We start from the raw sequence: 13073 nt of genomic DNA on the forward strand, positions 1-13073 counted from the left end.
TCCGGTTCAAAAAAAGAGTAAAAAATTGTATATACCCATAGCAGAATGTATAGATAGAGGGGAATATGGGTATAAGAGCGATATTGATTGATGATGATCAGCTTGCACTCAAGATATTGGCCCACGAGCTGGACAGATATCCTGATATTGAGGTGGAAGGGCTTTTTACAGACCCTTTGGAAGCCCTGGAAAGGATAAAAAAAATCAAGCCGGATGTGGTCTTCCTTGATATCAATATGCCGCAGTTAATCGGACTGGATGCAGCCTCCCAGATTAAGGACATAAACCCGAATACCGAGATTGTGTTTGTCACATCCCATAATCAATATGCGGTGGACGCGTTTGCGGTGGACGCCCTGGATTATCTTGTAAAACCGATATCAGAAAATCGCCTGGCAAAGACCATTCAGAAAATATCAGGTAAAACCCAGACATTGGACCGCCGCCGGAACCCGCTGTCTCAACCGGGAGAAATCCTTGAAATCAGATGTTTCGGCCATTTTCAGATACAATGGAAGGGAAAGCCGCCCATCACCTGGCGCTCGGCATTGACCCGGGAGCTGGCCGCCTTCCTGATACAGAACAGGGGCAAAAAGATGTCAAAGGAACGCATACTGGAAGAACTCTGGCCGGAAGACAATCCAAAGACATCCGTGGCAAGGCTCTACAGCGGGATGCACTATATCCGCAAGGCCCTTGAGAGCTATAATATAAAACGGGACATGGTTGAGCTCAGTGGAAAATATTTTATCAAACTGGGCCCCGGGATCAAACCGGATACTGCCTTATTCGAAGAAGCGGTTTCAAAGATCGACGATCATACAGACATCTTAACCCTTGAGGCCATGGAAAACCTTTATACCGGAGAGTACCTGGAAGAAGAGTCGTGGCTTTGGGCCTATCCGGAAAGGGAAAGAATCAACAATCTTTACACCCGGTTTGCCATCAGACTCGTTGAAAAATACCTGGATCTTTTGTCATATGAAAAAGCCGAGATCCTGTTATTAAAGGCCTTTGAAAAAAATCCCTATGAGGAGCAGATCACCTCTTTGCTCCTGCAGATTTACAAAAAGACGAACAAAAAAGCCAAAGCAGCCAAACATTTTGCAGCCTATGAAGATGTATTAAAAAATGAACTTGGCATCAATGCCGAGGAAAACATCCGGCGCCTCTATGCCAGCATAAATTAAGGCTGCGATTCTTCTCTTTCTCCCTTTTGTCCTCCCCTGTAAATATTTTTTAAAATTGTAAAATCCTTGCCCTGCAAGGGATCCGAGCATATTCAGCTTGATTTTGGAAGTTTTTTGGAAGATTCCTGGAAGCTTTCTGGAAAACCGGTCCAGTATGCTCCGGATGTAGACAAGCAATAGAAAGATGAAAAAGGAGATTTCTGATGTGTGACGGGTTGTCTATCCGTGCATCGGACGATCCACTCAAAAAAGGGAATAAAAAAACGGAGGTTGGGTATGAGAATTAAAAAGCTGGTTTGTGCGCTGGTTCTGACTTGTAGTGTTGTAACGACTGCGAATGCCGGGAATGGCAGGGATTTGGGTGATACGATTGTCGATGTTGCCAAGGTCTTGATGAAAACCCATGAACCGCCTGTGGTCGGAGGGAATGCCACGGCCAAGGCGACCATCAACGGTGTCGGCGGAATTGTAAATGTGGGTGTGAGCGTAGGCGGAGCTCTTGAATGCAAACAGACCGTGGCGGGAATTTTAAGCGGCAATATCTCCGGGAATGCCAAGGCTGAAGTTACGATAAATGGTGTTGGCGGTGTTGTGAATGTGGGTGTGGCCGTGGGCAGCGCAAATGTAACCTGCCAGTCCGTCGGAACCATCGGGGGATCCGGGTGCTGAATGTCATATCCTCTGTGGTTTAAAAAGATTCTGGTGGTTTCCGGCCTGCTCTTGTTTGCGGTTTCCGGTTTTGCCCAGGACGATGTCATGGATAATGATGTTCATGCGGTACTGATGCTGAACAAAGCCGCAAGCAAGCACCGCTTTCAATCCAGTTCCGTGGCCGGACCGGACACCCACACGGCAAAGCTTCGTTCATACCGCAACAGCAATATTGCCGCACACCATCAGACAGACGGCAGCGGTGTTTCCCTGGGAAATATATATCCGGCAAATGACATGAACCGGCCGCACAGCACAACAGTCATTGTTCAGGGGCATATCATCAATTCAGGAAAGTAAATCAGGTAAATTTTGTAAATAAGTTTTCGATAAGGGGCAGAAAAATGAAAGTATGGAATAAGAGTTGGGTGGTAAGCATCATGGCAGTCAGTCTGGCCAGTGTTTTTATTCTCAGTGCCCATGCGGGAGAACTGGTCATGGGCGGAGATTCCCCCCGTGTTTCAGTGACGGCAGAGGCCGTCAAGACAGCCGTTACAAGACTTGGGCACAAGGTAACGGAATTTAAGGATGCCAAAGGGAATCCCCATTTTGTATTTGATAAGACCGTGGAAAATGTAAAAGATATTGCCGTATTTATGGCGGACTGCGGTGATGCCGGCTGCTCGGATGTGGTTTTATACGCGGATTTCGGGGTGGTAAAAAAAATAAAACCCGAGCAGTTAAACAATTGGAACCATATCAGCAATATGCAGAGAAGCAAGGCATTTAGGTCCGGCAATGTTGATGGTGAGGGTCCGGTGGGATTATCCCTGGCCATCAGTTTCTTAGGCGACAGTGAACTGGACCAGGACAGACTTGCCATGCAGATCGGGCTCTTTCTGGTGGAGGTCGGAATTTTCAGCAGTGAAATCGATCACTTATAACAGGTAACCCCAGCATGAGTGTTTCACATCGTTCAAGTTTCCTGACAGCCATTCTTTTCTGCCTTCTGCTGGTACAGGCCGGATGTGTCCGTGTGGGCCCCCAGCCGGAGCACGCTATTGTTACTCCACACATCGGCGATCAGGGAATCTCCGGAATTCAAAGGGATTCAAGGAACAGTATCTTTGTTCCTGCGGGATTGTCAAAATCGGCGGTATCCCAGGGCAGTGTCTTTGTTTATGATAACCCTGCAGAGCGTTGGGAAGCAACCGCCCTGGACGATCAGAACATCACCTGGCGCAACAGCAAATCAGATACGAAGCTGACCAGCCTGTCCATGATTCTGCCGGCATTGCGGTGGGAGGGGGAACGAAAATCGGGCAGGCGGATGATAACCGCCATGTCCGGAAATCTTCATCCACTCAAAAAAGGCAACAAGATTCGTTTCCGCGAAGAGGTTTTCAATACCCGGCCGCCGGGGGAGTATTCCGGAGTCTGGGAGTGCGAGGTGCAGGGACGGGTTGAGGTGGTTGTACCGGCAGGGAAGTTCAATACCTGGCAGATTCTGTGCAAGCGGAACAGGCGGGAGCATATCTTACTCAACTATGCAGAAGAGCTTGGTAACAATGTTCGTACGATCCGGGTGCCTGAAAATAATAGCACACCGGTTGTTCGCCGGTTGATTGCGGTTTCGCCCATGCCTGCCGGTAGGAATCGGGCAGACGGGTCCGGGAAAAATAAAAAATAAGGTGGAAGGACCTCTATTCCATCCAATAGACAATGGGGTGTTGTTTTATCATGCCATCAATAAATTCTTTGAACCGGATGTTTTGTTTTCTTGTTTTACTTTTCATGTCCCTTGTTCTTGCCAGTTGTTCGGCAGTCAAAATGCCCATGGTGCCTGACGAAGTCAAGGCCCAGCATCCTTCAAACATGCCCAACCCGGTTGTCACGAATTTCAATGAAGCCTGTGCCTGCATGGATGATTTGATGCTGATCAATAAAGTGGCGCCCATATATATCGCCTCGGACGGACTTTTGAATTACACCTCCTCCCGCTCCATTTCTTCGGGCGGGAAAGAGATGCTGATTACGGCCCTGTCACGCATGGCGGTTCGCAGCAAAGGCGTGAAATTTGTGGCCTACGGGTCAGATATTCAGAATATCGTGAATCTGAACGGCGCCCACCCGGACAATAAAAGCTTTTATGTGCCTGACTACTTTATACGGGGAGGGGTAACCCAGCATATAAAAAACATCTGGTCCGGTCAGGAAGGGGACGGCACTTCCGTATCCATAGACAACGGAGACCTGATCAACCATAACACATTCTACTCCATCATCGGGGCCGAGGATGTAAGCGGCAGCAATTCAAACAGTGCATCTTACGGAACGGTGACATTGGATATGAGTGCGGGCTTTGTATCCAATTTACAGATTATTCCCGGGGCCAGTTCCGCCAATACCTTGGCCATGAGCGGCGGTGCGAGCAATTCACGCTCCATTGATTTAACCCTTGGCGATCTCGGCTATAGCTACCATCTGTCCAATCACCGCACCCTGGACTTTAACCAGGCTTTCCGTTCTTTGATTCAGGTGGGCGCCATTGAAATCATCGGTAAAATCCAAGGGGTTCCCTATTGGCGGTGTCTGGCCAATGCCGGTACGGTTGAGGCCAAAAACGAGCAGTTGCGCCGGCAATTTGTGGAACTGCACAAAACAGACAGTCAATCCATTGTCAGGTTTGCCCAGAAAGCACTCAGGGATCTTCACTATTACGACGGAGAGATAAACGGGAATCTTGATCTTTTGACCCGGGAGGGGCTGCAAAAATATCAGCAGCATATGGGGCTTATGGCCTCCGGCATCCTGGGGTATGATACATTTCGAATGATGAATATATTCACCCCGGCCAGGGATACGGCATATGTGCCCTGGTGGGAGAATCATACGCTTATTCCTTCTCCCGTTACCGCCGGTAAAGAGGGTAAAAATGCCGCCGCTAAGGCCAAATAGCCCTTTGGGGGTGAGACAGGCCTTGATGAAAGCAATGGGCTCCTGTTCATTGCAAAAGGGATTGGTTCTCTTTCTGTTCTGTTTTTCAGGTGTTATTGGGTATTGTGAACCCGTCTCAACAGTTACCGGAACAAATATCTCGGTAAAGGATGACCAGTTGATCCTGAATGTCGGGACAGCCGCGGCTGCCCTTGCCAAGGCGGCACAAAATATCGCGTCTGCATCCCATTCCCAGCTCCATATCGATCAACTGGATATTGACGCATCCCTGCACGGGGTGCTGAATGTGGCCGCCGGCCTCGCATCCTATGCCAAAGCCACCCAGGATCTCGGGGTGGCAGACAGCCGGGATCTTGCCCGGGATGTCTTATCCCTGGATTTGAAGCACCGGGTTACCAATGCGGCCGGTTCTTTGGCCGCCTCTGCCCGGGCGAGTCAGGACATCGGTGTGTTTACCGGGCAGACAACGGAAAACAGCAGGATCGAAATTTCCTCCGGCGGATCGCTGACCAATGTGGGGGCCGGCCTGGCCGCCCGTGCCCAGGCATCACAGACAATCGGAAAGACAGAGGCCAATGGCAAAACAGGGATCGCCTTTGGCAACGTCCTTGAACTGACCCTTGAGAAAGGAGGCGTCAATACGGGAGTCGGCATCCTTGGTGCCGGTTCAGCCACCCAGACCATCGGACAGATGGAGGGAAGCGATCTGATTTATAATTCAATCGCCATGGATGCAAAAGAAAAGATCACCAATGCGGGATCCGGAACCATTGGCTCGGGCAGGGCGGTTCAGGAGATCGGCGGGATTGAGGGAACCGGCAGGACATCGGGCAACCGGGTTGAACTGACCTTTGAAAAAGAGGTCAAAAATGCCGGGCACGGAATCATCGGGGTCGGTAAAGCCACCCAGGAAATCGGATGGCTGAAGGGAAATCTTTCCGGCAACAAGGTCTCTGTCGGTGCAAAAGGGGAGATCGCCAATGCAGGGTCCGGGAGCATTGGCTCGGGGAGAGCCGTCCAGAAAATCGGAGGGATTGACGGAACCGGTCAGACATCGGGCAACCGGATCGAACTGACCCTTGAAAAAGAGGTGAAAAATGCAGGGAAGGGAATCATTGGCTCCGGCAAGGCCACCCAGGAAATCGGATGGGAAAAAGGGGATGTCAGGGACAACTCCATCGCCGTTGATGCCAAGGGGCAGATCACCAATGTGGCCTCCGGAGACCTTGGTTTCGGCAAATCCACCCAGCTCATCGGTGAAATCGATGGATCAACAGAAACCGCCTCAAGGAACAGCATCAACCTCACAGTGGGAGAGGTCACCGGCGCCGGAAAAGGCCTGGCAGGCTCCGGCCGTGTCCAGCAGACCATCGGGGCCTTGACAAACGGAGGTCATGACAATTCAATCACCATCACCACGGGCAATATTACCGCTTCAGGTACCGGGGTTCTGGGACAGGGGAAGTCCATTGAGAACATAGGAAGGATCGATACCGACGATGCCGAGAATATCAACCTCAATATTACCACAGGAAACATCAGCACTTCGGCTGTCGGTTTGAACTCAACCGCCGAGATTGACATCGGATGGATCTCCGGCTCTCCGGAAGGCGGGGTCGACTCGAAGATAAAGGTGGGAAATATTGACAATAAAATTCTGGGGGCCAACTCTTCGGTTGCCATCAAAGTCGGCGATGTGACCGGCAAGATAGACGGATCCACCAAAATCAGAATCACCACGGGGGACCTGTCCGTGGATGTGGAGGCGGATTTCAATTCCAAGGACAATGATCTGGGAATGTGGATCGGAAACGTACAGGGTCCTGTTCACGGCAATGCCAATGTTTGCGTTGAGGCGGGGGATATCAAGCATTCTTCGGTTTACGCCGCCGGTTGTGTCGGCAGTGCCTGTCTCAGCAATCTGGTCGGATATTCAAAAATCAAGGTGGGAAATATTGGAATGGGGGATGATGAATATGTCGGGAATTATGCCCAAAAATTTGAAGAGTGTATTGAAAATCCCAGCCGGACCTGCCTGAAATATATAGAGTCGGATCTGGAGTCGGCAGCAAAAGCCATTTGTGACAATCTGTCCCTGTGCAAGGAAGCCAGGAGTGCCTGGAAAGAGTGTCCATTCTGTCCGGGGGAATTCGATCCACTGTATTGGCTGAAGAATATCTATTTATAAGACCGGCAGGGCGATGGCAGGTAAAAAGGATTGGTTTTGGCACCGGCCATTGGCAGGGCGGACCGGAAAACCAGAATCCTATTTACCATCTTAAAGATTTTCCCTTCCCCTATAGAGGCAGTTGAGGCTTCATCTCCGCAGCAGGAACAATTTTTACATGCTCTAAACGGCTTTCCACGAAAGGGTGACAACTCGTTTCACTCAAACAGGTCACCCTTTTGCCGCTTCAACCCGTTAAGAGCATGTACGAAATTACCCGGATGTCTCCGCTGAAGTCTCAACTGCCCGACCTGAATGTTTGAGTGTGTTCGTCCTGATAAGACCCGGCACAAAAGTTGAAATATATCCTGCCATATGGCATGATACCGGGCGGTTTGAATATTTTAAAGGATGAAAGATCAAAGGAATGAAATCCAAATCAGAAAAAACCGCCGAGTTCCCGTCTCTATCTACCGGTCCCCATGATGTGCGGCTGGAAAAGTGGATCAGTTGCTCCCCGTTTGAGCGGCTTCTGGGTATCGAGATCCTGGAGGCCCGGAACGGGCATTCCCTTCTGACCATGCCTTTTGTCCGCCGGCTGTCCCAGGGCGCAGGACTGGTCCATGGCGGCGCCATGGTTACCCTGGCAGATACGGCCGTGGCCATGGCTGTCAAGAGCCTGGTTTCTCCGGGGAGCCGGTTCGGGACCATTTCACTCACATCTGAATTTCTGGCCCCGGTAACCCAGGGGGTGCTCACGGCAAAGGCCGATGTTACCCTGGTGGACGACCGCCTGCTCCGGGGAGACTGCAGTCTAACGGATGCAGAGGACAGGGAGGTGATGAAGTTCACGTCCCGGTTCAAACTGGCAAGGGACGTGAAACTGCTGTAAGGTTTTTTTGAAGGGCAGATCTGGATTTTCTGGCCGGTTCTCATCCGGAGGCCGGGAGATCCAGAAAAATTCGGCAAGTTAGGTCAGGACCGGATCAGGGGGCCGAAAATGGGCCCCTTTTTTGCGGGCTTTCCCATGAACTGGGGCAGAAAGGTCGTGAGCAGGTAAACCAGGGGTACACAGAGAGCCAGGCTGATCAAGGTCATGGCCGATGAATAGGCGAAAACCGTTCCATGGGTCAAATCAAAGGTCCCGGCAAACCACTTGGCTGCCCCGGGATTGATGAAATGGTAAAACAGCCCGTTGAGGCAGAACAGGGACAGGGAATTCTTTCCCATATATAAAAGCCATGTCCATGCCGGGCCGGTGCGGGCGGCCAGGAGGATGAAGAGCGAGCCGGCAAAGGCCGTAAACGGGAAGAAGAAGAGATTGCCGTGGCCGGACAGAACAATTACCACCGCCTGGATGATCCGGAAAGGCCCCTGATTCAGGTCAAAGGTGAGGAAGACCAGGAGCAGGCAAAGGATCGAACCGATCCCGGTTTTCAGTTTTGAGAAATCGCGTCCCAGCCAGCCGAACCTCTGGATCAGGATACCTGCCGCGTAAAAACAATAGACCACCGGGACTTCATTGATGAACCAGAAGGCCTGGCCCTGGGCCACGAAATTATAGGCTTCATTGAGAACATACCCGCCGCAATAAAGGATGGCTGCGGAACATGCCAGCATCAACGGCCTGGTTACGATTTTTATAAGAAGATAATGAAAAATCTCCACACTGATGAGCAGGGCCATGAACCAGAGGGGAATGCAGAAGGCGGGAAAGCCGGTGAGGGTTTTGGCGATCCCCTTGAGGTAGGCCGCGGCGTCGGTCAGGGCTCCCAGGGGGAACCATCCCGGGATGAAGAAAGAGAGAACGCCCACAAGAATACTGAATAGCAGATAGGGAACCAGCCTTGCCCCCAGAATCAATTTGAGAAACCGGCCCAGGGGCAGGGCCAGTTTCCTGTCCGCAACAACAGTTCCGGACAGAAAAAAGAACAAAGGCATGTGAAAGGAATAGATAAACTTATACTGGACTGCAGCCGGGCCGCTGCCCAGGTACATGACCTGCTCCACAATATGGCCGTAATAGACCAGGACCATGGCATAGAACCTGGCAATATCAATTGCCGGAATCCGTTCCCGGGAGGTTTGGATGTGGTTCATCTTAGTATCCTTAAGATTTTTTCAACTCCTCCCGGCTGATATAGTACAATATGGAAAAGAAAAAAAGGCATGGGAACTTATTTGCGCCCCTAAAAATTTCAGGGCTTCAAAGATCACCATGCCTTTTGGCTGACTTTCTCAAGTAAGCGGATCAGGTCTTATACGAATTTTGGAGCCGTTGCCAACAGCATGGCATGTCCCCCCTGAACATTGCAGATATTGTCAAAGCCGTTTTGGGAGAGAAGAACCTGGCATTCATAGGATCTGGCCCCGGTACCGCAGACCAGGCAGACCGGCCGGTCCCCGGGCACTTCATCCAGCCGGTCCCTGAGCTCGGCCTGGGGAATGTTCATCCAGCGCTTTCCGTATTTTTTGATAAAGGGCTCAATCTCATTTTGATCCCTCACATCCAGGACCTGGATCTCGTTCTTTTCAAATGCCCGGATAAAGTCAACAGGATCCATGGTAATGTTTTTGCCTTCCAGGATATTGTCCAGGACATTGCCCGCATTGTTGATGATGTCCATGGCAGAGGCAAAGGGCGGGGCATATCCGGTTTCCAGGACGCAGACCTCATCCACGTCAATGCCGGCCTGGAGCAGGGGGGCAACCGAATCCACCCGGGACTTGACGGCATCCCCCTGGGAGCCGATGGCTTCAATTCCCAGGATCTTACGGGTCTTGCGGTCGGCAATGAGATGGATGTACATGAGCTTTGAAGCGGGATAAAAATGGGCCCTGTCCGGCTGGGCCACCAGGCTGTGGACCGGGTCGTATCCGATGTCCCGGGCCTGGGCAAAGGTCAGGCCTGCTTTGGCCGCGGCCATGTCAAAGACCTTGATGCAGAAGGTGCCCACGGTGCCCTTGAATTTGGATGCCCGTCCGTAAATGTTGTTGGCAATGATCCTGCCCTGGCGGTTGGCCAGGGATCCCAGGGGCATGGTCATGTTTTCCCCGTTGACCAGGTTTCGAAGCTCCACGCAGTCTCCACCGGCGTAAATATGGGGATCCGTGGTCCTCATGCCCCGGTCCACCAGCAGGGCACCTGACCTGCCGCAGGCAAGACCGGATTCCTTTGCAAACAAGGTGTTGGGCCTGACCCCGGCGGACATGACCACCATGTCGCAGTCCAGGGTTCCGGAGCCGGTCCGGACGGCGGTTACCCCGGATTCGGGGTCGCCAACGATCTCTTCCACCTTTTCGGAAAGCATGACTTTGACATCGTTCTTTTCCAGCTGGTTTTCAATGATCCGGGACATGTTTTTCCCCAGGGCCGCCGGCAGTACCTGGTCTGCCATTTCAACCACAGTGGTCTCGATTCCCCAGAGATCGGTCAGGGCCTCTGCCATTTCAATGCCGATGGCTCCGGCACCGATGACCACGGCTTTTTCCACCTGGCCCTTGGAGATCTTCTCCTTGATGTCCCGGGCCGAGTGAAGGTTGGACACGGTAAAGACCATGGGAAAATCCGCCCCCGGGATGGGCGGTTTGAACGGGGTGGCTCCGGTGGCAATGACCAGTTTATCATAGTCAAGGGATTCTTCTTTCCCGGTGTCCAGGTGACGGACCTGGAGTTTTTTTGCCTGACGGTCTATTCCCAGGGCCTCCACCCGGGGCAGGATATCCACCCCCTTGCTTCTCCGGAAGAACTCCGGATCCCTCAGGGCATGGGAAGAGGTGGAACAGAGTCCTTCTATATCCGGGATATCGCCTCCCACATAATAGGGGATTCCGCATCCCCCGTATGAGATGAGGGAGTCCCGGTCCACCACCGTAATTTCAGCTTCAGGGTCGAGCCTTCTCAGCCGGCAGGCCACCTTGGGCCCCAGGGCAACGGCTCCTACAATAACAATACGTTTTCCCATTTTATCTCCTCTGGCCGCGGGGGCTTTCGACCGCCCGTGTCCTGTTTTCTGGTTCTATAAAATCAGATCACCCAAAATAAGGGCAAAATGACCTCACACAATATAGCTATGGACAGGAGAATTTCAACCGGTAAAAAGGGAAAACTATTGCCGGGAAAGGCCGGAAAAGAATGGAAAGGGCAATTTCATCCAAGAAAATGAAAACCCGGGCGTGTAAGAATCTCCTCAAACCGACGGGGAGAAGAGAAGTGAAAACCAGACTCTATGCATATCTGAATTTGACATTGGCCATGGTCATCGTGGGCAGTTCAATGGTGTTCGGCAAGGTCATCACCCATGCCTTTCCTGTTTTCCTGGCATCGGGTCTGCGTTTCCTCATCGCCTTTGCCGTGATTATGCCCATCTTGATCTTCAAGGAAAGAGGTCTTTCCCGCATATCGGGAAGGGATGCACTCCGGCTCATCTTCATGGCATTCTGCGGCCAGTTCGTGTTTACGGTTTTCGTACTCTGGGGGCTTAGGTATACCTCTGCCATTGAAGGCGGAATCATCACCTCCACCTCACCGGCCATGATGGCGGTTGTGACCTTTCTGCTGTTCCGGGAAAGGCCCGGTCTGGTCCAGGGCCTGGCCATCGTTCTGGTGGTGGCCGGTGTTATCATGGTAAACGGGTTGTCCGGTTTTGCCGGGTTTGATATGGAGGCAGACCACCTGTTCGGGAACCTGCTCATGGTGGGGGCCGTGGCCGGGGAGGCCTTTTTCCTCCTCATGAGAAAACAGATTTCATCCAGGATTTCCAACCTGGCCCTGACCGGTTATCTCTGCCTGGCCGGAGGGGTCATGTTTTTCCCCTTTGCCCTTTTCCAGGCGATCTCATTTGATTTTTCCGGGGTGTCTCCCCTGGCCTGGGGGGCAATATTCTATTTTGGGGCGGTCTTTACCGTGCTGGCCTATCTATTCTGGTTCAACGGGGTGTCCAGGGTTACCGGAAGTACGGCAGGGGTGTTCACGGCAATCATGCCGGTGAGCGCCGTGGTCTTGTCCTGCATTTTTCTAGAAGAGAGACTCACCCTTTCCCAGGCCGGGGGCAGCCTCCTTGTTGTCATGGCCATCCTTATCCTGGCCCTGGCACCGGAAAGGAAGAATCCCTAAGATCACTTGAGTTTTGCCAGGAGGGCTTCAAAGGCGTTGTTCAGTTTGATGAAATCCTCATGGGAGCCCCCCCGGTCCGGATGGGCTTTCCCGGCCAGCTTTCTGTACCGCCGGGTCAGGCCCCGTTTGCTCAGGGTTTTCAACTCACTCTTATCCATTTCAAATATTGCACAGGCTTTTTGGGTCTGCATGGAGGGTTTGGGTGGGGCGGAAAAAGATCTGTGCCTGAATTTGAAATCCCGTTCCATCTCCTCCAGAAGGGTGGTGTGGGCATATTCATGGTCAAAGAACATGATCAGATACCGGATCATATAAGTGTCCAGGCGGGAGTCAAGGCCGAAGAGATCCTTGTTCAGCCGGCAGAGTTCCTTGAGAAAATGGGCCTCCACCTTATTCTGGTCCATGGCCTGGGGCATCTTTTTTGCCAGGAATCCGGAAAAAAAGCTCTGGATATCAAAGATCGCATATACATAGGATTTGACTTCCCTGGCCCTGAGCACGGCTTCCCGGGCCATGAAGCCCTGTTCGATTTCATCCCTGGACTTATGGATCAGGTCTTTAAACAGGGCCGGGGGCATGTTTTCCAGGGGACCCTGGTCCATGTTCCCAAACTTGAGGTAATGGGCCCGCCTCTTGTCAAAGGCATGGGTGGATTTGAGGAGGCCTTCTTTTTCAGAGTCGGTGAGCCTGGCCCGGCCGGAAAAGGACCGGTTCCTAAAGGTTTCCACGGCCCGGCGGATATCCGGCCTCACCCAGGGCCAGAACAGGTCTTCCAGCAGGTCCATGTCAAAGTTTTGGGCCAGATCCATGACAGAGTCCACCATGTCTTCATCCAGGTAAAAGGCGTTCCGGCCCGGATACCGGACCCATTGGCCGGGGCAGGGGCCCAGGTCAAAGAGATCCTGGAAGACAAAACCGGCATCCTTTTTCCTGGATTCCCTCAGGAAGAAGTTGAAGCCCCTGGGGTTTTTGATCCTGGCAATGTACATGG

General features: G+C 52.1%; 12 protein-coding genes. 9 read left to right on the forward strand and 3 right to left on the reverse strand.

The window, feature by feature from the left end:
* Positions 1-65 precede the first annotated feature (65 nt).
* The 8 genes from F608_RS0119890 to F608_RS0119940 all read left to right on the forward strand — a co-directional run bounded on the left by F608_RS0119890 (position 66) and on the right by F608_RS0119940 (position 7858).
* The gene (locus tag F608_RS0119890) at positions 66-1190 is read left to right on the forward strand and encodes a response regulator (RefSeq protein WP_084681202.1); all 1125 of its coding nucleotides are present in this window, start codon (positions 66-68) and stop codon (positions 1188-1190) included.
* A gap of 276 nt (positions 1191-1466) precedes the next feature.
* Positions 1467-1859 carry a hypothetical protein gene (locus F608_RS32720; RefSeq protein ID WP_022667441.1) on the forward strand — a complete coding sequence of 131 codons (393 nt, stop codon included), beginning with the start codon at positions 1467-1469 and terminating at the stop codon, positions 1857-1859.
* Positions 1860-2201 carry a hypothetical protein gene (locus F608_RS0119905; RefSeq protein WP_022667442.1) on the forward strand — a complete coding sequence of 114 codons (342 nt, stop codon included), beginning with the start codon at positions 1860-1862 and terminating at the stop codon, positions 2199-2201.
* 44 nt (positions 2202-2245) lie between these two features.
* Complete coding sequence (locus F608_RS0119910; protein ID WP_022667443.1) at positions 2246-2785, forward strand: type III secretion system chaperone family protein; 540 nt, start codon at positions 2246-2248, stop codon at positions 2783-2785.
* A 14-nt stretch (positions 2786-2799) separates the two neighbouring features.
* Positions 2800-3531, forward strand: coding sequence for a hypothetical protein (locus F608_RS0119915; protein ID WP_027362945.1), 732 nt, complete (start codon positions 2800-2802; stop codon positions 3529-3531).
* Positions 3532-3671: 140 nt separating this feature from the next.
* Entirely contained in the window at positions 3672-4799 is a 1128-nt protein-coding gene (locus tag F608_RS0119925; RefSeq protein WP_161626880.1) for a peptidoglycan-binding domain-containing protein, read from the forward strand.
* Positions 4800-4956: 157 nt separating this feature from the next.
* Entirely contained in the window at positions 4957-6987 is a 2031-nt protein-coding gene (locus F608_RS0119930; RefSeq protein ID WP_022667448.1) for an autotransporter outer membrane beta-barrel domain-containing protein, read from the forward strand.
* A gap of 406 nt (positions 6988-7393) precedes the next feature.
* Complete coding sequence (locus F608_RS0119940; RefSeq protein WP_022667450.1) at positions 7394-7858, forward strand: PaaI family thioesterase; 465 nt, start codon at positions 7394-7396, stop codon at positions 7856-7858.
* A gap of 83 nt (positions 7859-7941) precedes the next feature.
* On the opposite strand, the gene F608_RS0119945 is transcribed toward F608_RS0119940, so the two are convergent.
* Both F608_RS0119945 and F608_RS0119950 read right to left on the reverse strand, forming a co-directional pair.
* Positions 7942-9066, reverse strand: coding sequence for an acyltransferase family protein (locus F608_RS0119945; protein ID WP_022667451.1), 1125 nt, complete (start codon positions 9064-9066; stop codon positions 7942-7944).
* A 158-nt stretch (positions 9067-9224) separates the two neighbouring features.
* Entirely contained in the window at positions 9225-10931 is a 1707-nt protein-coding gene (locus F608_RS0119950; protein WP_022667452.1) for an FAD-dependent oxidoreductase, read from the reverse strand.
* A 248-nt stretch (positions 10932-11179) separates the two neighbouring features.
* On the opposite strand from F608_RS0119950, the gene F608_RS0119955 reads away from it, so the two are divergent.
* The gene (locus F608_RS0119955; protein WP_033398887.1) at positions 11180-12082 is read left to right on the forward strand and encodes a DMT family transporter; all 903 of its coding nucleotides are present in this window, start codon (positions 11180-11182) and stop codon (positions 12080-12082) included.
* 2 nt (positions 12083-12084) lie between these two features.
* Here F608_RS0119955 and F608_RS0119960 read toward each other — a convergent pair whose 3' ends face one another.
* Positions 12085-13071, reverse strand: coding sequence for a J domain-containing protein (locus tag F608_RS0119960; RefSeq protein WP_022667454.1), 987 nt, complete (start codon positions 13069-13071; stop codon positions 12085-12087).
* Between the last annotated feature and the right edge of the window lie 2 nt (positions 13072-13073).

It is taken from the genome of Desulfospira joergensenii DSM 10085 (assembly GCF_000420085.1).
In the GTDB taxonomy this organism is placed as follows: Bacteria; Desulfobacterota; Desulfobacteria; order Desulfobacterales; family Desulfobacteraceae; genus Desulfospira; species Desulfospira joergensenii.